Annotated in this window: 23 protein-coding genes; 5 read left to right on the top strand and 18 right to left on the bottom strand. The window is 45.0% G+C overall.

Translation table 11 applies throughout. The annotated features are described in order from the left end of the window. Window positions 1-3: 3 nt before the first annotated feature. The 14 genes from CO692_RS09680 to CO692_RS09615 form a co-directional block, all read right to left on the bottom strand. Window positions 4-915, bottom strand: a complete 912-nt coding sequence (locus CO692_RS09680; protein ID WP_005232388.1) for an ABC transporter permease — start codon at window positions 913-915, stop codon at window positions 4-6. A gap of 352 nt (window positions 916-1,267) precedes the next feature. After that, window positions 1,268-2,269, bottom strand: a complete 1,002-nt coding sequence (gene ruvB, locus CO692_RS09675; protein WP_096742129.1) for a Holliday junction branch migration DNA helicase RuvB — start codon at window positions 2,267-2,269, stop codon at window positions 1,268-1,270. 14 nt (window positions 2,270-2,283) lie between these two features. After that, window positions 2,284-2,874 carry a Holliday junction branch migration protein RuvA gene (ruvA, locus tag CO692_RS09670; RefSeq protein ID WP_005232405.1) on the bottom strand — a complete coding sequence of 197 codons (591 nt, stop codon included), beginning with the start codon at window positions 2,872-2,874 and terminating at the stop codon, window positions 2,284-2,286. A 181-nt stretch (window positions 2,875-3,055) separates the two neighbouring features. Further along, window positions 3,056-3,487, bottom strand: coding sequence for a peptide-methionine (R)-S-oxide reductase MsrB (gene msrB, locus CO692_RS09665; RefSeq protein WP_008376288.1), 432 nt, complete (start codon window positions 3,485-3,487; stop codon window positions 3,056-3,058). 88 nt (window positions 3,488-3,575) lie between these two features. After that, complete coding sequence (locus tag CO692_RS09660) at window positions 3,576-3,974, bottom strand: GFA family protein (RefSeq protein ID WP_096742128.1); 399 nt, start codon at window positions 3,972-3,974, stop codon at window positions 3,576-3,578. Between the two features lie 2 nt (window positions 3,975-3,976). Next, window positions 3,977-4,537 carry a Maf family protein gene (locus CO692_RS09655; RefSeq protein WP_077453872.1) on the bottom strand — a complete coding sequence of 187 codons (561 nt, stop codon included), beginning with the start codon at window positions 4,535-4,537 and terminating at the stop codon, window positions 3,977-3,979. Continuing rightward, window positions 4,534-6,642, bottom strand: a complete 2,109-nt coding sequence (mutL, locus tag CO692_RS09650) for a DNA mismatch repair endonuclease MutL (RefSeq protein WP_096742127.1) — start codon at window positions 6,640-6,642, stop codon at window positions 4,534-4,536. Before mutL ends, CO692_RS09655 begins: the two co-directional genes overlap by 4 nt. A 15-nt stretch (window positions 6,643-6,657) precedes the next feature. Further along, window positions 6,658-9,210, bottom strand: coding sequence for a DNA mismatch repair protein MutS (gene mutS / locus CO692_RS09645; protein ID WP_096742126.1), 2,553 nt, complete (start codon window positions 9,208-9,210; stop codon window positions 6,658-6,660). Then, window positions 9,194-9,583 carry a YlbF family regulator gene (locus CO692_RS09640; RefSeq protein WP_005227164.1) on the bottom strand — a complete coding sequence of 130 codons (390 nt, stop codon included), beginning with the start codon at window positions 9,581-9,583 and terminating at the stop codon, window positions 9,194-9,196. The genes mutS and CO692_RS09640 overlap by 17 nt, the downstream gene beginning before the upstream one ends. 7 nt (window positions 9,584-9,590) lie before the next feature. Further along, window positions 9,591-10,388 (bottom strand): TIGR00282 family metallophosphoesterase, encoded by a 798-nt coding sequence (locus CO692_RS09635; protein ID WP_005227163.1) that lies wholly within the window; start codon window positions 10,386-10,388, stop codon window positions 9,591-9,593. Window positions 10,389-10,537: 149 nt separating this feature from the next. Beyond that, window positions 10,538-11,773: a peptidase T gene (pepT, locus tag CO692_RS09630; RefSeq protein WP_096742125.1), complete on the bottom strand. Its 1,236-nt coding sequence runs from the start codon at window positions 11,771-11,773 to the stop codon at window positions 10,538-10,540. Between the two features lie 37 nt (window positions 11,774-11,810). Continuing rightward, the gene (locus tag CO692_RS09625; protein WP_008376307.1) at window positions 11,811-12,233 is read right to left on the bottom strand and encodes a methylglyoxal synthase; all 423 of its coding nucleotides are present in this window, start codon (window positions 12,231-12,233) and stop codon (window positions 11,811-11,813) included. Window positions 12,234-12,351: 118 nt separating this feature from the next. After that, window positions 12,352-13,128, bottom strand: a complete 777-nt coding sequence (locus CO692_RS09620; protein ID WP_005227160.1) for a Cof-type HAD-IIB family hydrolase — start codon at window positions 13,126-13,128, stop codon at window positions 12,352-12,354. Window positions 13,129-13,345: 217 nt separating this feature from the next. Further along, on the bottom strand, window positions 13,346-14,143 hold the full coding sequence (locus CO692_RS09615) for a formate/nitrite transporter family protein (protein WP_077453877.1): 798 nt from the start codon (window positions 14,141-14,143) through the stop codon (window positions 13,346-13,348). Between the two features lie 368 nt (window positions 14,144-14,511). Here CO692_RS09615 and rpsD point away from each other — a divergent pair, with 368 nt between their 5' ends. Next, on the top strand, window positions 14,512-15,123 hold the full coding sequence (rpsD, locus tag CO692_RS09610; protein WP_005227158.1) for a 30S ribosomal protein S4: 612 nt from the start codon (window positions 14,512-14,514) through the stop codon (window positions 15,121-15,123). Between the two features lie 149 nt (window positions 15,124-15,272). Here the strand turns inward: rpsD and spx are convergent, their stop codons facing one another. The 4 genes from spx to CO692_RS09590 all read right to left on the bottom strand — a co-directional run bounded on the left by spx (window position 15,273) and on the right by CO692_RS09590 (window position 19,519). After that, a complete protein-coding gene (spx, locus tag CO692_RS09605) occupies window positions 15,273-15,722 on the bottom strand; it encodes a transcriptional regulator Spx (protein WP_010748641.1) in 450 nt (149 codons plus the stop codon). A gap of 50 nt (window positions 15,723-15,772) precedes the next feature. Further along, the gene (locus tag CO692_RS09600) at window positions 15,773-16,174 is read right to left on the bottom strand and encodes an Asp23/Gls24 family envelope stress response protein (protein WP_005227156.1); all 402 of its coding nucleotides are present in this window, start codon (window positions 16,172-16,174) and stop codon (window positions 15,773-15,775) included. A gap of 287 nt (window positions 16,175-16,461) precedes the next feature. Beyond that, window positions 16,462-17,904: a peptidoglycan DD-metalloendopeptidase family protein gene (locus CO692_RS09595; protein ID WP_096742124.1), complete on the bottom strand. Its 1,443-nt coding sequence runs from the start codon at window positions 17,902-17,904 to the stop codon at window positions 16,462-16,464. Between the two features lie 253 nt (window positions 17,905-18,157). Next, window positions 18,158-19,519 carry a citrate/2-methylcitrate synthase gene (locus CO692_RS09590; protein WP_185938620.1) on the bottom strand — a complete coding sequence of 454 codons (1,362 nt, stop codon included), beginning with the start codon at window positions 19,517-19,519 and terminating at the stop codon, window positions 18,158-18,160. A gap of 234 nt (window positions 19,520-19,753) precedes the next feature. On the opposite strand from CO692_RS09590, the gene acnA reads away from it, so the two are divergent. The 4 genes from acnA (at window position 19,754) to CO692_RS09570 (ending at window position 25,298) form a co-directional block, all read left to right on the top strand. Further along, on the top strand, window positions 19,754-22,450 hold the full coding sequence (acnA, locus tag CO692_RS09585) for an aconitate hydratase AcnA (protein WP_096742123.1): 2,697 nt from the start codon (window positions 19,754-19,756) through the stop codon (window positions 22,448-22,450). Continuing rightward, window positions 22,443-23,693 carry an NADP-dependent isocitrate dehydrogenase gene (gene icd / locus CO692_RS09580; protein WP_096742122.1) on the top strand — a complete coding sequence of 417 codons (1,251 nt, stop codon included), beginning with the start codon at window positions 22,443-22,445 and terminating at the stop codon, window positions 23,691-23,693. Before acnA ends, icd begins: the two co-directional genes overlap by 8 nt. 104 nt (window positions 23,694-23,797) lie before the next feature. Further along, window positions 23,798-24,652: a helix-turn-helix domain-containing protein gene (locus CO692_RS09575; RefSeq protein WP_096742121.1), complete on the top strand. Its 855-nt coding sequence runs from the start codon at window positions 23,798-23,800 to the stop codon at window positions 24,650-24,652. Window positions 24,653-24,758: 106 nt separating this feature from the next. Then, complete coding sequence (locus CO692_RS09570) at window positions 24,759-25,298, top strand: biotin transporter BioY (RefSeq protein ID WP_086293796.1); 540 nt, start codon at window positions 24,759-24,761, stop codon at window positions 25,296-25,298. The last annotated feature ends 60 nt before the right edge of the window (window positions 25,299-25,358 follow it).

The raw sequence follows: 25,358 nt of genomic DNA, 5'->3' as shown, positions 1-25,358 counted from the left end.
CTCCTATAAGATAACTGAATTGCCGTTGTTCAACTTGCGGGTCACTCGATCCGTGATCACCAATAAGATAACGGAAATGACCGCGATCCCCAAGCCGACAGCAGTTGCATAAGAGAAATCACCTTGCGTCAACCCCATTTTATAAACAAAGGAGTTGATGACTTCTGAACGGTTTTGGTTCTGTGAATTCATCAAAACTAATGTTTGATCTAGGTTTGACCCTAAGATACCGCTCACATTCAGAATCAAGTTTAAGGAGATGATCGGTGTCAGTAAAGGCAATGTGATCGAACGAATTTGTCTTAGCTTGCTGGCACCATCGATTCGTGCGGCTTCATAAAACGTTGGATCGATCCGCGACATCCCTGCCAAGTAAAGAATCGTTCCCCAGCCGACTTCTTTCCATAGATCAGAAAGGACCGCGATCCACCAATATTTGCTTGGATCCAATAGATGATTGACCCCTTTGTCCATCAATCCTACAGACATCAGCACTTGGTTGATAAAGCCGTTCGTTGACAGCCAAGAAATCATCATCCCACCTAGCACGATCCATGAGAAAAAATGGGGAATGTATGAAACCGTTTGAATAAATTTCTTCAAGCGGCCATCTTGCATTTCAAAAATCATAATGGCTAACACAATCGGGATCGCAAAACCTAATCCTAATTTCAATAAGCTGATGGCTAACGTATTTCTAACCGCTTCCCAGAAAAAACTGTCATTCATAATGATACGGAAATTCTCTAACCCGACCCATGGTGCTGATGAAATCGTGTCAATCACCGTATAGTTTTTGAAAGCGATTATAATTCCGTAGATCGGAATATAATTAAATACGATCATAAAGGCCACGCCGGGAAAAACCATCCAGTGAAGCTGCCGTTGACTATAAAACTTTTGCAGTTTACTCATACACAAAATCTCCTTCTTTCTATCCTCGCAACACTACGTATATCTCCACACTTCGGTGAAACGTTTCTACAAAAAGATTATATCCGCTGCCATTCGAAAATGCAAGCCTTTCCAATTATTTTTTTCAACTTTTCTTTTTTCACAAATATTGTTGGGTTCCTCACAAATATAAAAGCTTTTATATCAATGTTTTAAGATGAAATTATTTTCCTAGGAACTTCTAATTAATCAAATTTCACAAATATCACATTTTTCCAACATCGATTACTCCTCAGAAATTATTAAAAATTAAAAAGAAACGTTTCACCAAAAGCACAAAAAAGCAGCAATCAGCAATGATTGCTGCTTCCTTCTATTCGCTTCTTTGCGGATAGCCAAAATGGTCATACGCTAACGGTGTTGCGATCCGCCCACGTGAGGTCCGTTTCAAAAATCCTTTTTGGATCAAAAACGGTTCGTACATATCTTCCACTGTTTCGGTTTCTTCCCCGATATTGACAGCAATCGTACTTAATCCCACCGGGCCGCCGTGATACAATTCGATCATCGTCCGAATCAATTTCTGATCGATATAATCCAAGCCAGCATGATCGACTGCCAAAAGCGCCAATGCCTGATCGGCAACGGTGCGATCGATCAAGCCATCTGCTTGCACTTGCGCATAATCGCGAACTCGTTTAAGCAAACGGTTGGCGATCCGCGGGGTGCCTCGGGACCGACGGGCGATTTCGATCGCTCCTTCTTCCACGATATCCGTTTCAAAGATGGACGCAGTCCGCTGCACGATCTCTTTTAAATCATGGTCTTCATAATATTGCATATGCGAAATGATCCCGAAGCGATCCCGTAGTGGTGCCGAGAGCATCCCCGCCCGCGTCGTTGCGCCGACTAAGGTAAATGGCGGAAGCGGAAAATGAACTGGGTGAGCCGTTGTCCCTTGCCCCACCATGATATCCACATAAAAATCTTCCATTGCCGAGTAAAGCATTTCTTCGGCGACACGAGGCAAGCGATGGATCTCATCGATAAACAGAACATCCCCTGGCTGTAGCTCATTCAAGATCGCAATCAAATCCCCTGGTTTTTCGATCGCAGGACCGCTGGTCGTCTTGATTTGCACCTGCATCTCGTTGGCGATCACCATTGCCATCGTCGTTTTCCCTAAGCCTGGTGGACCATATAAGAGGACATGATCCAACGCTTCTTCTCGATTTTTCGCCGCTTGGATATAAATCGAAAGCTCCTGCTTGACTTTGTCTTGTCCGATATATTGGGCAAGGGTTTGCGGACGCAAGGATTTTTCGATGATCTCTTCTTGTTCAGTGCTTTCTGGCGAAACAATTCGTTCATCCATCGTCTACTTGCTCCTTACTTTTTCATCATCAATCGGAGAGCTTCCCGCAAGTACTCATCCGTTGATTTTGTCGTATTCGCCGCTAATTGTTTTTCGGCTTTCTTGACTTCTTTTTCGCTATAACCCAATGCTTTCAAGGCTTCCATTGCTTCATCTAAAGCAGTCGTTGCCACGCTTAGAGGAACGATCGCTTCTTCTCCCACCAATTCAGCCACTTTGCCTTTCAAGTCTAGGATCATTTGCTGCGCCGTCTTTTTACCGACACCTGGGAACTTAGTCAAATAGTTGACATCCCCATTTTCGACTGCCGTGATCAACCCTGTATGGTCTTCATTGGCCATGATTGCTAACGCACTCTTTGGTCCAATACCTGAGACACTGATCAATTTTAAAAACAACTGCTTGCCTTCGATCGTGGCAAAGCCGTAGAGACTATGAGCATCTTCACGAATCACTTGGTGCAGATAGATTTTTACTTCTTGGTTCAACTTGCCGCTAAATGAATACGGATTGCCAAAAGCGATCTGATAGCCGATGCCATGGGTCTCAACGACGATATACGCCGGAAAGATATCCGTTACTTTTCCTATGATATATTCGTACATGTGCTTTCCTTTCTGTACATATGTTCCCTTTATTGTAGCACAGACGAGAGGGCAAAAAAAGGACTGTGAACGAAGGAAAAGGCTTAGCAGGAAACAAACGGCGGAAAAACCGTTGTTTCAGTCGCATTTTTTCAAACGAGACATGCTGCTGCGTCTTTTTTTCGCACACAGTTCCTAATACTTACTCAACGAGTGATTTGAATTCGCCATAGCCTTTTTCATCCATTTCTGCTAAAGGGATGAACTTCAATGCTGCCGAGTTGATACAATAGCGCAAACCGCCTTTGTCCTGAGGACCGTCTGAAAAAACATGTCCTAAATGAGAGTCAGCTTCTTTGCTGCGGACTTCTACTCGATGCATGCCGTGAGAAAAATCGGCTTTTTCTTGAATATCTTGGCGACTGATCGGCTTCGAAAAGGAGGGCCAGCCACAACCAGCGTCATATTTATCAGTAGAAGCAAACAATGGTTCTCCGTTGACGATATCAACATAGATCCCTTTTTCATAAAAATCATCATACTCGCCAGTAAAGGGGCGTTCGGTTGCATTTTCTTGGGTCACCGCATATTCGATCGGCGACAATTTTTCTTTTAATTCTTTTTTATCTGTCATTTTTTCACCTGCTTTTCCTCTAGACTCATCCTGTATGCTCTATCATGCCTTTTTTCTTAGCGAATGTAAAATGACTTGCTCAAATTATTTAAGGGTTTTGCAGCTTTTCCCAACGAGTCGTTGGTTCCGCAAAATGGTAAAACTGCGGTTGGTCTTTTGTATAGATTTCTTCGGTTAAGACAGCTTCTGGCAAGTTGTCAAATAACCCAGCCGCAAAAAAATAGGTGTGTGTTTCTTTGAGGTAAAAGAACAGACTCGAGCCGCATTGACTGCAAAATCCTCGCTGTGCCCACTCAGAAGAATCGTAACGTCGCAGCCACTTCGCTCCTTGAAGAGTCATCTGGTCCTCAGCGCATGGCGCAAGAGCAACCATCGGTCCGCCGTGAAATTTCTGGCAGAGACTACAATGACAAATCGTGATTTCTTTCGCAACTCCCGTCAAGTTGATCGTGACTTTGCCGCAAAGACAACTACCAGAAACATCCATCCTTATTCCTCCTCCGTAAACTCTTGCAACAACTGATAGACCGTAGCGACAGGAAACCCTACGATTGTATAAAAATCGCCGGTTATCGATGAGACAAATACTTTGGCCGCCCCTTGGATCCCATAGGCGCCCGCTTTGTCTTGGTACTCATCTAAGACAAGATACTTGTCGATCTCTTGATCCGTCAAAGGACGAAACACAACTTCCGTCGAAACCACTGCTTGGCGTTGCTGTTTACCTTTTTGCAAAACGACGGCGGTATGCACCCAATGGGTCCGTCCGCTCATTTTTCGCAACATCGACCGAGCATCTTTACGGTCTACTGGCTTTCCTAAGATTTCTTCATCCACCACGACCGTCGTATCGCTCGCGATCACCAGATCTTCAGGATATGCTTGCGTAATAGCCGCCGCTTTTTCTGCTGCCATCCGTTGGACATAAGGGATCGCCGCTTCGTTCGGTCGGACTGACTCGTCGATATCCGCTGGTATGACCGCAAATTCCGGGACTAACTCCGCTAATAATTCTTTGCGCCGCGGCGACTGTGACGCCAAAATAATCATTCCATGCCACTCCTTGCTCGATGAGGATCTTGAATTCGTTTGAACATCCGCTCCATGTCGCTGTTGGTGAAATGGATCAGCACCGGGCGACCATGGGGACAGTTGAAGGGATTCTCGCATTTCGCTAAGTCTTGCAACAAGATTCGCGCTTGTGCTTCATTCAAATAGTGATTGGCTTTGATGGATCGTTTGCAGCTCATCATGATCGCTGTTGCTTCACGAAACTTTTTGACACTGACACTTCCTGTGGTCAATAACATATCGATCATTTCGCGGATGATGGCTTCTTCTTCACCGCTAGGATACCACGTCGGGTGCGCCCGGACGATGAAACTATTGGTCCCAAAAGATTCCAGATGGATCCCGACTTCTGCCAGCTTGTCACTTTGTTCCTGCAATTGCAGTGCATCGCTGTTGGGATAATCCAAAACGATCGGCACTAACAATTCTTGCAGATCATTGGTCACTTCGCCGATTTTTTCGCGGTAATACTCATATTTGATTCGTTCTTGTGCCGCATGCTGGTCGACGATATATAGACCTGCCTCGCTTTGGGCAAACAAATAGGTCCCATGCATCTGCCCAAAATAATCCAGTTGGGGAAAACGCTCCTTCGCTGGTTCTTCTTCCAGCAACCGTTCGACCGTTTTCAGGTAGTTGCGGTCATCCCCATGCATTTCAGGATGCAGAGTCGCTTGACTTTGCAGATCTTGCGCCGTAAGCTCTGGCGTCTCATCTGGAAGAAAGGCAGGCGCTTCTGGCAGCGGCGCTTTTGTTTCCGTCTGTTCTTCCACAAATGGTTTTCGGACAGGCTTATTTGGCAACGTCTCTTCCAAACTGCGAAAGGTTTCCTCAGTTTCTTCCAACAAGTTTTCGCTAGATTCCTGTGGCATTTCTGGAAGTTTTCCACCTTCCTCCACAGGCTTTTCCACAGAGTTATCCACAGTCTGTTGATAAGTACTGCCCTGCACCTCAAATTTCCCAGTTTCGCGATTATAAGACAACCCAGAAGTCGAATTTCCTGCTGACTCCAGTTCCAAGCCAAGCTGCTGGGCTTTTGGCTGATCGGCAACTTTTTTCTTAAAACGCAGATTGTCAGCCGCGTTAGGAATCAAATTGATTTCCCGCAGCGCCTCATTGATGGCTTTACTGATTAGTTTGGTCAGTTCTTCTTCTTTTGACAAGCGAACTTCTTGCTTAGTCGGATGAACGTTGACATCGACTAATAAGGGGTCCATTTTGATTTCAAGGACAGCTAATGGAAAACGACCGACCATCAATTTTGACCCGTAACCAGCAACGATCGCTTTATTCAAAGCAAAGTTGCGAATATAACGACCATTGATGATCGTGGATAAATAGTTGCGGCTAGCTCGGGTGACTTCTGGCAGTGACACAAAGCCAGTGACTTTAAAGTCGAGGTCCTCAGTATCGATCGCGATCATTTTTTTGGCGGTTTCCACCCCGTAGATCCCGGCGATGGTTTGTTTTAACTGCCCACTTCCAGTGGTGCTCAACATCTTGTTGCCTTCATGAACGAGACGAAAAGCCACTTCTGGATGGCTCAGGGCGATCCGATTGACGATATCGCCGATATTTGCTAGTTCCGTTTGCAGCGTCTTGACATATTTCAAGCGTGCCGGTGTATTGTAAAAGAGGTTTTCCACAGTGATCTTGGTTCCTTGCCGCAAGTTGGCAGGCAAATGCTCTTCAACAGCGCCGCCTTTTAAGCGCACAAAGGAGCCTTGTTGGGCGCCTTTGACTGCCGTTTCAATCGAGAGGATCGAAACCGAAGCGATACTAGGCAAAGCTTCCCCGCGAAACCCGAGGGTACGTATTCGAAACAAGTCATCTCGATTGTGGATTTTACTGGTGGCGTGGCGTTTAAAGGCAGTCAAGACATCCTCTTCTGCAATTCCTTCGCCATTATCGATGACCTGGATTTTACGCAAGCCTGCTTCTTCAATAAAAATATCGATTTGGGTACTGCCGGCATCCACGGCGTTTTCAACTAATTCTTTGACGACAGAAGCTGGTCGCTCAACGACTTCTCCTGCCGCGATTTGGTTCGCCAGACGTTCGGATAACTCTTGGATCTTTCCCATCTGCTGACCTTCTTTCTAAATTCGTTTTTGCAGCTCGTACAATGTATTCAGAGCATCCATCGGGGTCATTTCCAACAGATTCAATTTCTTCAACTGATCGATAACGCCGATTTCTTCCGTAGATACTTCGCTAAACAACGACAACTGCTGACTTTCTTCGACGACTGGTTTTGGCTGTACCGTCGGTTCATGTTCTTCCAGCGCTTTTAAGATCGTGGCTGCGCGCTGTAAGAGTGCACTTGGCAGTCCAGCGATTTTGGCTACATGGATCCCATAGCTTTTATCTGCGGGCCCTTCCATCATCTTATGCAAGAAGACGACTTCTCCTTCTTTTTCAACGGCACCAACATGGACATTGCGCAAGTGTGCCAATTCCTCATCTAAAACCGTCAGCTCATGATAATGGGTGGAGAAAAGCGTTTTGGCATGAACTTCTTTGTGGATATATTCAATGATTGCTTGTGCCAATGCCATCCCATCATAGGTCGCAGTCCCACGCCCTAACTCATCAAACAAAATCAAGCTGTTAGGCGTTGCATGACGCAGCGCTTGGTTGGCTTCCATCATCTCCACCATAAACGTACTTTGACCGGCGATCAGGTCATCGCTGGCACCGATGCGAGTAAAGATCCGATCAAAAATCGGCATCTCTGCAGATTGTGCCGGTACGAAGCAGCCGATCTGCGCCATAATGACTAGCAAGGCAAACTGCCGCATGTACGTACTCTTCCCAGACATATTTGGTCCTGTGATCAACAGGATCTCTGTTTCTTCATCCATCACGATACTATTCGGAATGTACTCTTGGTGACCAAGGACTTTTTCCACTACAGGATGACGGCCGTCGATGATCGATACCGCTCGTTTTTTCGCTACTGTCGGCCGCACGTATTGGTAACGTTCCGAAACCGTGGCGAAACTTTGTAAGACATCGACCGCACTGACGGCTTTGGCTAACTTTTGTAGACGGGTGATACTCTTTTTCACTTCTTCACGAACGTCAAGAAACAGGCGGTATTCCAAATCCACCGATTTCTCTTCGGCTTCTAAAATCAAAGTCTCCAGTTTTTTCAACTCGGGTGAAATAAACCGTTCCGCATTGGCTAACGTTTGCTTGCGCTCGTAGCGAGAGGTATCTAAATTCACTAGATTGGCTTTCGTGATCTCAATGTAATAGCCAAAGACGCGGTTGAACCCAACTTTCAGGTTTTTGACCCCCGTCGCTTGGCGTTCGTTGGCTTCTAATTCCGCCAGCCATTGCTTGCCGTTACGCATCGCCGTACGGTATTCATCTAATTGTTGATGGAACCCGTCTTTGATGATGTTGCCTTCTGTGATCTGCAACGGGGCATCTTCATCGATCGCCGCTTCGATCAGTGCAACCAAATCATCTAAGGGCGTTAATTCCAGCAGCAAGTCATTCCACTCGCCACGGTTGATCCCTTGCAGCAATTGCGCGATCAAAGGCACTTGCTCCAAAGAAGATTTCAACTGCAGCAAATCGCGGCCATTGACATTTCCGAAGGCGACCCGTCCGACTAAGCGTTCCATGTCATAGACTTTCGTCAACGCTTCTTGCAGATCTGCTCGTTCAAAGAAACTGTCCAGTAACGATTGGACCATTTCTTGGCGGGCAGTGATTTTCTTTGGCTGGATCAAGGGACGATCCAACCATTGCTTTAACAAACGGCCACCCATTGCGGTTTTTGTCTCGTCCAACAACCACAAAAGAGTCCCTTGTTTTTTGCCGGTTCGAATCGACTGCGTCAATTCTAAGTTGAATTTGGAATAATGATCCATTTTCAAGGCATGATCCGGCTGATATTCAACGGCTTGCTGAATATGGGCTAAACTGCGTTTTTGGGTGATCGCCAAATAACTTAGCAACTTCCCTGTGACTACTTTTTCTAACTCTTGGGAGAGAGGTTCTGTTAAAAATTGAAATTCAGCATTTTCTTCCAACGTTTCTTGCTTAGAAAACACGACATTCAAGCGATTGGTCAGTGTTGTTCGCAATGATTCAGGGATCTCGCTGCACAAAACGACTTCTTTCGTTTGCAGAGCGGCTGCCTCATTTACGACGGCTTCTTCATCTTCCAATTGCGCTGCTTTTAATTCACCGGTACTTAGATCGACATAGGCAAAGCCAAAACGCTCCCCCTGCTGCAAAACAGCTGTCAAAAAGTTGTTTTCTTTGGCGGATAGGCCTTTACTGTCCATCACCGTTCCCGGCGTGATCAGTTGAACGACTTCGCGTTTGACCATTCCTTTGGTGGTTTTTGGATCTTCCACTTGCTCACAAATCGCTACTTTGTAGCCTTGCTCGATCAAAGTGTCGATGTAATTGCTGGCAGCGTGGTAAGGCACCCCACACATAGGGATCGGTTCCTCCGCATTTTTGTTGCGGCTGGTTAACGTCAGTTCTAAAATTTGTGCTGCCTTGACAGCATCCTCATTAAATAATTCATAGAAATCCCCTAAACGATAGAATAAAAAAGCATCTTGGTACTGAGCCTTGATGCTTAAATACTGTTCCATCATCGGGGTATTTTTAGTTTTTTGAGGCATTGGTTTCATCCTCCTCGATGGCTTTATTCATTTTCTTTTGGATCTCCGTCGTGACATATTGCAGCAATTCATCTGCTTGCAGTAACGCTTGGCGATAAGCAACCACTAAAGGATGCTGCTCGTATTCGTTTGTCAATGACGCATAACGCTGCTCGGCAGCTTTTTTTGCTTCGGGTTTCTCATAATGCTCAAATTGAACGATCTCTTTTTGCGCTTGCTTCAGCGCTTCTTCCAGCTCCAATAGCCCTTGGTTTTGCAAGGCTCGTGCTTGGATTTCTTGAAATTCTTGAACGATCGGATGATCAGACAAGAGCTTTTGCAAAGCAGCCAGCTCTTGGGCAACGTGTGGTTCTTTGACTAATTGCTCTTCCATGCTTCTCCTATTCTGTAAACGGGCGATCTTCACTGATTTGGATCGGACGGATCGATTTTGCTTTACCAGTGGCTTCATCAATCTCAAGCAAGCAAGCCGACAAAATACTGCGGCCTTTTTCAATCACTTCAAATCGTTGCGGCAGTGCCGTCAAAAATTTCTCAATGACTGGTTCGCGTTTCATTCCCAAAATCCCATCATAAGGACCGGTCATACCGACATCTGACAAATAAGCCGTTCCTTGGGGCAAAATCCGCGCATCATTGGTCTGGACATGGGTATGCGTGCCGACGACTGCCGAAACACGGCCATCCAAATACCAGCCCATCGCTTGTTTTTCGCTGGTGGTTTCCCCATGAAAATCCACAAAGATAAACGGTGTACGTTTGCGGGCAATCGCAACCAGTTCATCCATTTTGCGAAACGGATCATCAAGGTCTACCATGAACGAGCGAGCTTGCATATTGATCACCGCCAATTCAATGGTGTTGACTTTCACAAACACCATGCCGACGCCCGGTGTTCCTTCTGGAAAATTGGCTGGACGAATCATTTTCTTCGCATCGCCAATAAATTCAAAAATGTCACGGTTGTCCCATGTATGATTGCCTAATGTCACGACATCGACACCATCTTGCAAAAATTTCTTATAGATTTTACCAGTGATCCCACGACCCGCCGCTGCGTTCTCACCGTTCGCGATCGTCACCTGTGGTCGATACACCTTCTTTAATTTTGGAAGGTACTCCGTGATCGTTTCTCTTCCTAATGAACCAACTACATCTCCAATGAATAATACCCGCACACATTTTTCCTCTTCTCTTTTAGCTTCTTTTCTATTATAAGGGTTTTGGTCCAGAAAAAAAAGGTTCTTTCACTTGCGGTTCTTCCCTGCAGCAAAACAAAAAAACACGCTAGACTCTTTCGCATCAGTCTAGCGTGTTGCCGCGTTCTCTAGGAAACGGTAGTGTCTTCTTTCCCGACATGTTCCACGATCGCCACGATCAAATCACGGGCTTTTTCCATCGCTTCCACGGTAATAAATTCATACTGGCCATGGAAGTTTTCACCGCCGACAAATAAGTTCGGTGTTGGAATGCCTTTATAGGTGATTTTCGAGCCATCGGTCCCGCCACGAAACGGTGCTTCGATCGGCGTCACGCCAATCGCTTGCATCCCTGCTCGGGCAGCTTCGATACTGCGGGGATCTTTCTTGATCAAATCCCCCATATTGTAATATTGATCATACAGCGTATAGGTGATACGTTCTTGCCCATAGGCTGTGTTCAGTTCATCAATGATCCCTACGATGTTGGCTTTTCGCTGTTCAAAAAGCGTATGATCGTGATCACGAATGATATAAGAAACTTCTGCTCGACCAATATGTCCCGTCAAATTGTGCAGCAGGTAGAAGCCTTCATACCCGCGGGTGCGTTCAGGAACTTCCTCTGCTGGTAATGCATCATCGATTTGATGCGCGATTTTCAAGGCGTTGACCAAACGACCATAGGCAGTCCCAGGATGCACACTCGTACCATCGATCGTTATATCGATACGAGCAGCATTAAAGGTTTCATACTCCATATGGCCCACGCGACCACTGTCCATCGTGTAAGCAAATGCTACTGGAAAATCCGCCGCATCAAAGCGATCAGCGCCAGTCCCGATCTCTTCGTCAGGACCAAAAGCGACCCAGACATCGCCACGCTTATGCGCATCCATCGTTTGTAAGATCCGCAGCGCATCAATGATCTCTGCGATACCAGCTTTATCATCTGCCCCCAGCAGGGTCGTTCCATCCGTTGTGATCAACGTTTCGCCGACATAGTCTTTGAGATTCGGAAATTCAGCAGTTGTCATATAAATGGCTTTTTCTTTATTTAAACAAACATCCTTGCCATCGTAATTTTCATGGATCTGCGGCTGAATATTTTCAGCTTCGAAATCTGCCGTATCTACATGGGCAATAAAGCCAATCGCCGTTTTTTCAGGATTACCAGGTAGACGTCCGATCACAAAACTATTCTTTTCGTAGTAAGCAACATCCGCTACCCCCATCTCGATCAACTGATCTTTCAATAAAAGAGCCAACTCAACTTGTCCCGGCGTCGTTGGGATGCTCTGACTCGTCGCGTCCGAGCGAGTATTCATTTTTGCATAGGTCAAAAAATCCTTTAAGATTGCTTTCAATTCTGCACGTCCTTTTTCTTCAATTATTTTGTTCTCCCTATAACGACAAGGGTCGATTGTCCGTTTCGTGGATCACTTGTCGAAAATCAGCAAATCCAGCTGCTAACCCGCGCAGCAAGATTTCTGCCGTTCCCATATTGGTGGCTAAAGGAATCTCGTATACATCCGACAAGCGAATCAATGCCGTTACATCTGGTTCATGGGGTTGTGCGGCTAAAGGATCGCGCAAAAAAATCACCATGTCCAAGTCATCTTGCGAAATCATGGCGCCAATTTGCTGATCTCCTCCCAGCGGTCCTGATTTGTAGCGGTGGACAGGCAACTGGGTTGCTTCTTCAATTCTCTTTCCCGTAGTTCCTGTTGCAAAAAGTTCGTGCTGCGCTAAAATTTCTCGATAGGCAGTCACTAATTTTACCATTACATCCTTTTTTCGATCATGAGCAATCAATGCGATTTTCATTTGCTGCATTCCCCCTTTTTTTCTATTGTACCAATTTATTTTCTTTGCGACCGAGAAAAAACAAAAAAACATAGCACAGATGCCGCAAACCGGCTGTGCTATGTCTAAAGGATTCCTTTTAAATCAGTTGTAATTCTTTTAAGGCTAACCAGATGCCATCTTCATCATTGCTAGCGGTCACCATATCTGCGACTTGTTGGATCTCAGGGACCGCATTGCCCATGGCCACACCGACACCTGCGGCGGTCAGCATCTCACGATCGTTTTGGCCATCACCAAAACAGATCACATCTTCTTGCGCTATCCCTAATTGTTCCGCGACACACAGGATCGTTGCTGCTTTGGAGCCTTCTTTTGGAACGACATCCACACTGTTTTCATGCCAACGCACAAAACGCAGTTTGCTGTATTTCTCGTCAAAGAAATGCTCATACTCTTTTCCGTAAAAAGCCAATGCTTGATAGACTTCTTTTTCTTCGGGAAAATCCATGTCCAACTCAGGAAGTTGGGCACCAAAGGAATGCATCGCTGCTTCCATTTTAGCAATATCCAACGAAGACGCTCGTTTCGCTGTATCCATCCCGACAAATGCCGTGTCAATCCCAAGCTCTTGGGCTTCTGCCACGAAAGCAGCCAATTGCGTTTCATCGAGTAAGTTTTTATATACCTGCTGATGCGAAAGAAAAGCAGCTGCCCCATTACATAAAATGTAATTATCAAAGGACAACGAACGAATAATATCTTGGGCGTGGAAACGACTGCGCCCAGTGGCAACGGTCACGAAATGGCCGGCATCTCGCAGAAGATCAAGGGCTTTTAGCGTACTGTCTAGTGGCTGTTTGTTCGAGTCAAGCAAGGTTCCATCAATATCAAAGGCAAAGAATTTCCGATTCATAAAAGGTTAAGGCTCGCTTTCTATTAAGAAGTAACTAAGATTTTGGTCTTGGTTGCGGTCATTTTTACAAAAAACAGCAAGAAAAACCGTACATACTTATTCTTAACACAAATAGGCGCTGATTTCAACGCTCCGTTAAGGGATGATAGCTTCTTCCTGGAGAAATGTTAGAGAAAAGAAAAAAAGAAGCATCGCTGCTTCTTTTTATAGGTTCTGATTAGTCGACATAGGTCGATTTTGAGTTGTTCAACCATGCGTAACCCAGCCCCATGACCAAGCCACCGCCGATATAGTTGCCGATAAAGGCAAAGACTAAATTATGGATCACACTGCCGACAGTCATACCTGCCAAGTGTCCGCCTGAAGCCCAGAAAGCTAAAGTAAATGCTGGGAAGTTAGCAATAACGTGTTCAAAGCCTAAGAAAGCAAAGATAAAGATGATGAAAATGATGGCCGCTATTTTTCCGGCGTCATCTTTCATCCGCATACTTACTAACACGGCTGTGTTTACTACGATATTGGCAAACATCGCTTCTACTAAAATTTGGATAGTGGATTTTTCTAATTTCGCAGTGATCGAGGTCAGCATAAAGTTATCTGCTGTCAGTCCTTGGAACGGACCTGTCAGCGCAACGATCGAGCCAAAGATCACGCCGCCGATCAAGTTGAATAAGACGCACGTAAACAAAATTTTCAATGCCAAAGGAATACTTAGACGTTTCCGGTAAACCCCAACAGTCATATATAACATATTCGATGTTCCTAATTCTGCGTTCATATAAAGAATCATGACTAAAGACCAGCTAAACATAAATGCATACAAAATTTTTCCTAACCCGTGAACCATCGATTCACCTTTCATAGCGATCGCAAAAGCAATAGCTGTTCCGAGGGTCAAGAATAAACAAGCCATCATCGCACGTACAGCGTAACGCAAATAACTACTCTTGATCAGATCGATTTTCTTTTCTATGGAAGAATCGATCTTCTCAAATAATGGGGATACTGGATTCATTTTTTCTACTCCTTTTATGAATAATTTCACTTCGTTATCATTTGCACAATACTTTCATATTCTAATGACGAAAAGCTGTTTTGTAAAGAGATATTTGAAAATATAAGTAATTAATGAAAAATTTCAAGATTTGTTTTCATCAAATCCAAAGTCAGCTCCATCTTGACTTTTGCCCCTAATTTGTCGTATACTATTCCTTGTGTAAAATAATGCAGCAGGAAAATAACAGCTCGTCACCAGTTCGTTGCCCCTCGGGTGCAATTGCGTAACCGCGGCTGCAAAGGTGAAGATTGAAGAACGAACTGCACGAATGTGAGTTTTTCAACGGATTATTTTACTCCAAACTATTTTATTGGAGGAACTAAATTATGTCTCGTTATACAGGACCATCATGGAAAATTTCTCGTCGTTTAGGAATTTCTTTATCAGAAACTGGAAAAGAATTGGCACGTCGCCCTTACGCTCCAGGTCAACACGGACCAAACAGCCGTGGCAAAAAATCAGAATACGGCATGCAATTAACTGAGAAACAAAAATTGCGTCATATGTATGGTATGAACGAACGTCAATTCCGTACATTGTTTATCAAAGCAAGCAAAATCAAAGAAGGTAAACACGGTGTTAACTTCATGATCTTGTTAGAACAACGCTTAGATAACGTTGTTTACCGTCTAGGTTTAGCAACTACTCGTCGTCAAGCACGTCAATTAGTAAACCACGGTCACGTTTTAGTTGATGGCAAACGCGTTGATATCCCTTCATACCACGTTGAAGTTGGACAAGTCATCAGCGTTCGTGAAAAATCACAAAACATCTCAACAATCAAAGAAGCAGTTGAAGCAACAGCTGGCCGCGCGTCATTTGTAAGCTTTGATAGCGAAAAATTAGAAGGTTCATTAACTCGTTTACCTGAGCGTGATGAATTGTCTGCAGAAGTTGACGAAGCACTAGTCGTTGAATTCTACAACCAAAAACTTTAAGATTTCAACCGACACGATTCCTTTTGGGAATCGTGTTTTTTTGTGGACTCAACGGATTTACGGATCCTCTTAAGAAGACCCTTGAAAAAATACTAAAAAAACCGACAATGATACATCGCTGTATTCATTTGCCGGTTTTGTTCCTATTATTAGATAAAGTTCGCAACAGATTCGCCTTCTTCTTGCTTTTGGCGATAATTAAACATGAGCAGCTCTGTTTGGCGTCGTTTGAAAATGATCTTTCGTAAGTTTCGTGGCACGAATTTACGAATATCTTCTTCATTGTACCCCACTTGGAGCTTGTTCTCATCTAAGATAATTGGTCGTTTCAATAAGTTCGGGTATTTTTCGATCAATGAAAGTAGCTCTTCTAGCTTCAACTCTTCTAAATCAATGTCTAACTTTTGGTACACTTTCGAACGAGTAGATATAATGTCTTCCGTTCCATTTTTCGTTAAAGAAAGAATCTCCATTAGTTCATCACTATTTAATGGATCGCTAAAAATGTTTCTCTCTTTAAATGGTAGTTCATTTTCGGTCAACCATGCACGGGCTTTACGACATGACGTACAGCTGGGTGTTGTATATAGTGATATCATTTGTTCATTCTTCCTTTCTCTTTGATGTACTTCGATTTTTTGTCTGGTGCTCAACCTTCGATTTGATCGATCGTTTCCTGTTTGACGATATCGGCGATTCGAATATTGATCTCTTTGACTTTCAAAGAAGTCAAGCGGCTAATTTCTTCTAAGACCACTTCTTGGACTTGTGCAAAGAGTTTGGGGATATCTTTGCCGTAAGCCACGATTACTTCCAAATCAACTGCAACCTCTTCTTTGCCAACTTCCACATCAATACCAGAAGCGACTTGCGGCTGTTCTTCAAGGTTTTCGGTCATATCTGAAAGAAATCTGCCATTTACACTAATCAAGCCATCAATTGACTGCAAAGCGACACCAACAATTGTTTCAATGACTTTCTCTTCAAAGGACAGTGGACTTGCTTGCGCTGCTTCATTAGACACATTCGTTGTTTGCTGATCGTCAGTCATTTTTCACACTCCTTGGTTAAATAAGAAAGGATACTAGAGACATCGCAAAGTCGCATACACGACCTTGTCTAAAGTGGACATTCCTCTTGGGAATTTTTTTCCCTACCTTTCTAGCATAAATTCTTTTTGTTTTTTTTACAAAGAAAAACACTTGTTTTCGGAATAAATTTATCATGCGAAATAAAATGAATGCGCTAAAAAAATCTCAAAGCATAATTTTCTTGAAATGATTCGTTTTTCTTGACAAAAAAAAAGAAAGCAGCTACACTGCTCTCCTTTTTTCTTTGTTATTTTGACAAGGCATCTAATGGATCAATCAGTTGATGCCGGGCTAAACTAGGTGAAAGACTAACTTCAAAATGCAAGTGAGGACCTGTACTGTTCCCCGTACTTCCCATGGAAGCAATCACTTCGCCTTGTTCCACCGTCTGCCCAACCTCTACTAAATTGCGGTGATTGTGAGCATACAGTGTCGTCAAGCCATTTTGATGTTCGATCGCTACATAATTCCCCCAGGAAGCATGATATTCTGAGCGAATCACCGTTCCTGAAAGACTAGCCATGATCGGGGTTCCTTGAGGTGCTGCAAAGTCGACCCCACGATGGAACCCGCTACCCCGTGGACCAAACATTGATGAGATGACCGGATCACTAACCGGATAAATCATTTTTTCATTACCCGTTGGCAACTCTGCTTTCTCTTTGTCATAACTCGTCAACGCATAAGCTTCGATCAAAGCGTTCATTTTTTCATTGTATTGCGTATCTGATGCATACCGTCCCGTCAAATATTCCGTGGCATCTTCATAGGTTTCGGTTTCTGACTTCCAAGCGCCTTTATAAAAATTCGGATTGTGAGCCAATCCTTCTTTCAACAATTTCGCATAATCTTTTAAAGAAGATTCGATGCTGTCATACTGACGGAAGGTCGAACGGATGGTGTACAAATTGCCGTTTCCATCGTCTTCTTGTGTTGGGAAAGAAACCCCATTTCCTTCATATAGTCCTTTGATCCCAAAAAGATTATAGAACGGCTCCTGACTCAACTGACTTTGCCCACTACCGGATTCTAAGATTGCTTGGGCAATCATCACAGATGCGTAAAGATCTTCTTCTAAGCCGACTTTACGGGCATCCTCACCAATCTCCATAATAAAGTCCCATGTTTCTTTGACTGGGGTGACTTCAAATTTTGACGTGCCACCAGTCTGAGGTGTTGTGATTGTCAATTCAGGTACATTGGGCACTTCCTTGATCTCAGGCGTTGGCTGGCTCGGGTTCGTTTCTGGTTTTGTCGGCTGACTTGGTTCTCCCTCTGGATCTTGTTCCTCCGGTGCCGGTTCCGGAATTGGCGTAGGCTCGGGTTCTGGTGTCGGTTCCGGAGCAGGCTCAGTTGGTTCTGACGGTTCTGGACTTGGCTCTGGTTCCGGTGTTGGTTCCGGACTCGGCTCCGGTTCTGGTGTTGGCTCCGGGCTGGGCTCTGGTTCCGGCGCCGGTGCTGGTTGTGCCGGAACAGCTTCATCATTTTCAGCTGGCGTTCTTGGCACGTCAGACTCTCCGGTCGATGCTTCTGTAGTTGCTCCTCCGTCTTCACTTGACACAGACATCAATGCACTCGTTTGATCAACATTTGATTCACGACTCACAGCAGAAGCCGCAGCAGAAACCGGCAATAGGGTCAACAATTGACTGGAAATGACAGAGATTGCCATCCATTTTTTCATTTTCATTAAATAAGTCATCCTCCTTTGTCACACCTTCTATCATACCTAAAAAGCAACTAATTTTATAATCATTTTTTGCATCTCTGTGTGAAAAAAAGGAAAACACTGATATAGTGACGTTTATAACAATTCTCTTCACCAAATCTAGCATTTTATTCTCTTTTCTTCTATAAAAAATACGCCAAAAACCTGCTTTATTTATGTAAAATGTGCTTTTCCTATGAAAAACAGCAGCGAGCGTCCTCCCTGCTGTTTTGCTCTACCTTGATTCAATATCAATATACTCCCGATCATTTGACACTTCTTTATAGGCGGGGCGCATGATTTTTTGTGCGTTGACCAGCTCTTCGATCCGATGGGCGGACCAACCGACGATCCGTGCAATAGCAAACATTGGTGTATACAGTTCTTCTGGTAGATCCAACATGTTATAAACAAACCCGCTGAAAAAGTCGATATTGGCACTGACGCCTTTGTAGATTTTGCGCTTTTCATTGATGACTTGAGGAGCAATACGTTCCACCATCGTATACAATTGATATTCTTGCCAAGCTTCTGATCCTTTTTCTTGCGCCAGTTTTGCCACATAATTTTTAAAAATCGCTGCACGGGGGTCGTTGTCGCTATATACCGCGTGGCCCATGCCATAAATCAAGCCTTTACGGTCAAACGCCTCTTTATCTAAGACTGCTTCCAAATAGCTGCGGATTGCCTGTTCATCGGTAAGGTCAGCAACGTTGCGCTTCAAATCCCCCATCATTTCCGTCACTTTGATATTGGCGCCACCGTGTTTAGGTCCTTTCAAAGAACCTAGCGCTGCAGCAATCGTTGAATAGGTATCCGTCCCACTGGAGGTAACGACTCGTGTCGTAAAGGTTGAATTATTCCCGCCGCCATGTTCCATATGCAAAACAAGTGCCATATCCAATGTTTGGGCTTCTTGGAAGCTATATTCTTTCGTTGGGCGCAGCATAGTCAAAATCGTTTCAGCTGTACTCAACTCTTCGGTCGGGCGGTGGATATACATACTCTCCCCTTGATTATAATGATTGTAGGCATGATAGCCGTAGATTGCCAAGAGCGGAAAGACACTGATCAGCATCAGACTTTGTTCCAATACATTTTCAATGCTGATGTCATCTGCTTGTGGATCATAACTTGCCAGTGTCAAGATACTGCGAGATAAACTATTCATGATATCAGAAGAAGGTGCTTTCATAATGACGTCACGAACAAAATTGGTCGGCAAAGTACGTTTTTCTGCTAATAGGCAGTGAAACGCCGCAAGATCTGTTTTATTTGGCAGTTCACCAAAAAGTAATAAATATGCAACCTCTTCAAAGCCAAAGCGTTTTTCATTGACGAACCCTGCAACTAACTCATTGATGTCAATTCCGCGATAACGCAGTTCGCCACAAGCCTCGATCGGTTTTCCGGCAATGATTTTTTCTGGATAAATAGTCGAGATTGTCGTTAATCCAGCTAATACACCAGTTCCATTCAAATCCCTCAGTCCACGCTTAACGTCATATTCTGAATAAAGATTCACATCGATCAAATTGTATTTCTCACATCGCGATGCCAGATATGCCATTTTCTCTTTCTTTTCTAATCTTTCCACGGTGATGTTACCTCCAATCTTTCTCCGAACCAGCTACTTTAATGTTATTTAACCGTATACAAACATCGTTAAAATAACCATCCAAAAGAATCGCTGCTTTTTAACAAACTTTCACACATTATAGCATGATGTCGAGAAAATGAAATATTTTTCATAAATTTAATTGATTTTTTAAATTATCAACGTATAATTATTCCTAATAAGTACGATTATCTTCGTAAAAGGAGGATTCTTATGAAGTGGCAAACTCAATTAACCGTCAATGACACGCAATACACGTATATTGACTTAGCGAAAATCACCCAAGACTTAGGGGCTGATTTATCTCGCTTGCCCTACTCCATTCGAGTTTTATTGGAAAGTGTTGCTCGTCATCAAGACGAGGAAATTACAGAGGATTATTTACCATTTTTAGCGAATTGGCAGGCAGAAAGCCCTACTGGCGTCGTGCCATTCAAACCAGAGCGGGTCGTCTTGCAAGACTTTACTGGGGTGCCGGCAGTCGTTGATTTGGCTGCCATGCGGGATGCGATGGTCGCTTTAGGCGGTGCCGCAGAAGACATCAATCCTGAGATCCCCGTCACACTCGTCGTCGACCACTCTGTGCAAGTCGATCAAGCTGGTACGCCTGGGGCGATCGCTTTTAATACGGAGCGGGAATTTGAACGCAACGCAGAACGCTATCAATTCTTGAAATGGGCACAAGGTTCTTTCGATAATTTTGAAGTCGTTCCGCCTGAAACAGGGATCATTCATCAAGTCAACATCGAATCATTGTCTGATGTGATCTTGCAAAAAACACACGAAGACCAACGTCTGCTGTTTCCTGATACATTGCAAGGAACCGATTCTCACACCACGATGATCAATGGTCTGGGGGTTCTCGGTTGGGGGGTTGGCGGTATTGAAGCGGAAGCTGCGATTCTTGGCGAACCTTCTTTCTTTCCAACACCTGAAGTCATCGGGGTGAAATTTATCAACGAGATGCCTGCAGGTACCACCGCTACCGACTTGGCCCTGAAGGTAACCGAAGTGCTGCGGATCGAAAAAGTGGTTGGAAAATTTGTCGAATATTTTGGTCCTGGCTATCGTCATTTAAGTTTAGCTGATCGAGCAACGCTAGCAAACATGGCTCCTGAATATGGTGCGACTTGCGGCTTTTGTCCGATCGATCAAGAGACCTTGAACTACTTAGCAACGACCGGTCGCTCCAGCGAGCTGATCGAACTCGTTGCCACTTACGCCAAAGCCAACCATTTCTTTTATGATGAAACGACCGTGCCGACCTATACTAAGACGATCACCATTGATCTAGCAGAAGTTCAACCGGCATTAGCGGGCCCCAAACGCCCGCAAGATCGGATTTTACTTCCGGCGGTCCGGCAGGATTTTGAGCAATCTGTCACGGCAGCCGTCGGACCCAAGGGCTTTGGACTTTCGGAGGACGAATGGCAAAAAGAAGCCACCGTTGCTTGGCCAGATGCTGCAGCAGACAAATTAGCGACCGGCGATATCGTTTTGGCGGCAATCACTAGCTGTACGAATACTAGCAATCCTTTCGTCATGCTCTCTGCAGGCTTATTGGCCAAAAAGGCCGTTGAAAAAGGTCTGACCGTCCCGCGTACGGTCAAAACCTCCCTTGCACCTGGCTCCCAGATCGTGACCACCTATTTGCAAAACAGTGGTTTATTGCCGTATTTAGAGCAACTCGGCTTTTATTTAGTGGGCTACGGTTGTACTACCTGTATCGGAAATTCCGGTCCTTTAGAAGCGCCGGTTGCTGAAGCAATTGAGGCGGAAAATCTACTGGTGGCGTCGGTTCTGTCAGGCAATCGGAATTTTGAAGGAAGAATCCATCCACAGATCAAAGCCAACTATTTGGCTTCGCCGCCGTTAGTTGTTGCCTATGCGATCGCTGGCAGCATTCGCAAAGATCTGACAAAAGAACCATTAGCTATCGTCAATGACGAGCCGGTGTATTTGTCTGATATTTGGCCAAGCAATGAAGAAGTAAATGCCTATGTTCAAGAATACGTCGGACCAGAAGCGTTTCGTGCTGCCTACGAGCATCTTTTTGATGCCAATGAACGCTGGAATGCGATCGAAACCACCACGAGCGCATGTTATGAATGGGAGGAACAATCCACTTACATCGCTCATCCGCCCTACTTTGAAACATTGACCAAAGAGCTGCCTAAACCAGATGTCTTAGCTGATTTAAAAGTTCTAGCAAAATTGGGTGATTCGGTCACCACTGACCATATTTCTCCTGCTGGCAGCATCAGTATGGATTCTGCAGCTGGAAAATTTTTACAAGAAAAAGAGGTTCCGTATCGTGAATTCAACTCCTTTGGCTCGCGGCGCGGCAATCATCAGATTATGATGCGGGGAACTTTCGGCAACATCCGTCTGCAAAACCAGCTGGTTCCTGGCAGTACTGGCAGTGTCACGCATTATTTTCCAACTGGGGAAACCTTGTCGATATTTGACGCCGCTATGAATTACCAAAAAGCCGGCCAAAGCTGTATCATTTTAGCCGGTAAAGATTATGGCATGGGTTCTTCTCGCGACTGGGCCGCCAAAGGAACACAATTGTTAGGCGTTAAAGTCGTTTTAGCAGAAAGCTTCGAACGGATCCATCGCAGCAATTTGGTCATGATGGGGATCATTCCTCTTGAATATCTGGCTGGTGAAAGTGCCGCCTCGTTTGATTTGGACGGCAGCGAAGCATTCTCGATCGCTTTGCCAGAAGAGCCAGTGGTCAAGCAGCTGATCGAAGTCACTGCGCAACGGACCGACGGAAAGACTGTTTCCTTTATGACCCGCCTGCGCTTTGATGCCCCTGCAGATATTCGCTATTGGAAGCATCAAGGAATTTTGCCAATGGTCATTCGAAAAAAAGCGGAATTAGGAGGAGCTGCCCATGCCTAACCAAACAACCCATCAAGCAACGACGATCACCATTCCTTACATTGCAGGAGACGGCATTGGTGCCGAGATTTGGCAGGCTGCGCAACCTGTGATTGATGCCGCTGTGAATAAAGCCTATGACAATCAGCGCCACATCGAATGGATAGAAGTTTTAGCTGGAGAAGCCGCCTTTGAACAGACGGGGGAATGGCTGCCGCAAGCAACCATCGATACGATCAAGGCCCAGCAATACGCCTTAAAAGGACCGTTGACTACCCCAATTGGCGAGGGCTTTCGCTCCTTGAATGTCACCTTGCGGCAAACGCTAGATCTTTATGCCTGTGTCAGACCTGTTCGCTATTTTGCAGGAGTCCCTTCGCCTTTAAAACAGCCAGAAAAAACCGACATGGTGATCTTTCGAGAAAATACTGAAGATGTTTATGCTGGCATCGAATTTGCCAAAGACGACGACGCAACACAGCGTTTGATCCAGACACTGCAAGCAGACTTTGCCGTCAAGGCGATTCGTTTTCCTAAAACTGCCGCTATTGGCATCAAGCCGATCTCTTTAGAAGGCAGTCAGCGCTTGATCGCTGCTGCCATTGAGTATGCGATCGCTCAAAAGCGGCCCACGGTGACACTGGTGCATAAAGGCAATATCATGAAATTTACAGAAGGCGGATTTAAAAACTGGGGCTATCAGCTTGCAGAGACCACGTATGCCGCCCAGTGTTTTACAATGAATCAATACAACAAAATCAAAGCAGAAAACGGCTCAAAGGCAGCCGAAGCCGCCCTTACCTCGGCAAAAGCGGCTGGGAAAATCGTTGTTAACGACGTGATCGCCGACAACTTTTTACAACAGATCCTTTTGTATCCAGAAAAATTCGACGTCATTGCCACTTGTAATTTGAACGGCGACTACATCTCTGATGCACTGGCTGCACAAGTCGGCGGCATCGGGATTGCCCCCGGCGCCAATATCAACTACGCTACTGGGGCAGCCATCTTTGAAGCTACCCACGGAACAGCACCGGATATCGCAGGACTTGGCAAAGCCAATCCTTGTTCCCTGTTGCTATCGGCGTGCATGCTATTAGAACATTTGAACTGGCCGGAAGCTGCTGCGATACTGACGCAAGCCATTGAACAAGCCTTGCAAAGTCAGCACGTCACTGCCGACTTCGCACAGTTGATGCCCGAAGCAGTCTGTTTAACGACACAAGCGTTTGGTGAACACCTCCTTCAGCTCATCCATTCGTAAACTCAAGCTGTGATTGAGTCGGCATTCGCCTGCTCAATCACAGCTTGATTGCGTTTCCACCTTCTGAGAAACTATACTTAGAGCATGAAAGGGGGAATTCATTTATGAGTGAATTCAACATGAGAAAAATTGGTCAGCAGATCGCTACCAAACGCAAAGAAAAAAATCTGACCCAAAGCAACTTGGCAGACCAGTTACTCGTCAGCTATCAGGCGGTCAGTAATTGGGAGCGGGGCAACTCACTGCCGGACATTGAAAAATTGCCGCAGCTAGCAGCGATTTTAGACTTATCCATCGATGAGCTGTTAGGGAAGCCAGCAGCTGCGGTTCAACATTATCAAGCAGGAACCGCACAGCCAGAAGAAATCGCCGAACTAGCTCCGCTGATCAAACCGCAAGAATTGTCGGCATTGATTCAAGAAGAGCCGTTTCAAGAAACTTCTTTAGACCTAGACTTATTGCCTAGACTAGCACCTCATTTGACCAGCGCCGACTTACAACACCTGTTAAATGGCGCCGAGAATATCCCAGAAGATGTCATGGAAGAACTCTTGCCGTTTTTGAAAAAGCCCCAAATAGAAGAGCTCCTTACAGGCAACCACTATTCCATGGCTTTTTGGGAAGAGGCGGCGCCCTTTTTAACCCCCAACTTTTTGGCGGGAGAAATCAAAGGCTGGCTTGAAACCCCTGACTTTCGCTTTTCTGAGATTGAAGAACTGCTGCCCTTTTTACCTGCACCGTATCTGGATGAGCTCCTGCTGACCGCCCTGGAACAGCCAAACGTTGTCGCTTCAGAGCGCTTATCTTATGATGAAATCGAAGAACTGCTGCCGTTTCTGACAGAAGCAACGATCTGCCGGCTTGTTCAAGCACTGCCCTTCTCAACAGATGAGTTGGAAGAAATCGCCCCTTTCCTCTCCTCAAAGAACTTACTTGTCCTATTAAAAAAAGGACACTAAAAAAACAAGATTCTTCTTTACTTTTGGTAAACCACCGTTTATAATTTCGTTAACCAAATAAATCGTTTTTCAGGTTAACGAAATTATTATGAGAGAGAAGGATTCGATGAAATTATCATTACGTGAACAAATCCATGCCGCTTTATTTGCGATCATTATTGCTGGTCTTTCCCAACTGACGATTCCATTAGGTTTGATCCCATTGACAGGACAAACCTTTGCGATCGGCCTGGCGGTGACTTTCCTTGGCACGCGAACAGGGACAATGGCGATCATCATTTACTTGCTGTTAGGATTGATCGGTTTGCCCGTTTTCGCTGGTTTTTCCAGCGGTATCGGTGTTTTGTTAGGACCAACTGGCGGCTATTTAGTCGGCTTCCTCTTTAACGGATTGCTTACTGGATTGGTCGTAGAAAAAACGGCGTTTCGCTACACAGGAGCAGTGATCGGCAATATTGTCGGTGCGCTGGCAACTTTGTTGTTTGGTACATTATGGCTGAAATGGAGCACGGGCATGGCATGGCCGGCTGCTTTTAACGGTGGTTTTGTTTTGTTTATTATCCCCGGGATCATCAAAGCCGTTGCCGCAGCTTATCTAGGTATCTTTTTAAGAAACCGCTTGGCGCAACCATTGGCTTTGCGTTAATAAAAAAAACACTCGCGTCATATGCAGCGATTCCCATCAGTTAGCTTTTTCGTCTAACTT

The organism is Enterococcus sp. FDAARGOS_375, assembly GCF_002393265.1.
Taxonomy (GTDB): Bacteria; Bacillota; Bacilli; order Lactobacillales; family Enterococcaceae; genus Enterococcus_D; species Enterococcus_D innesii.
Note: the sequence above shows the minus strand (reverse complement) of the source record. Positions and strands in the feature narration are given on the sequence as shown.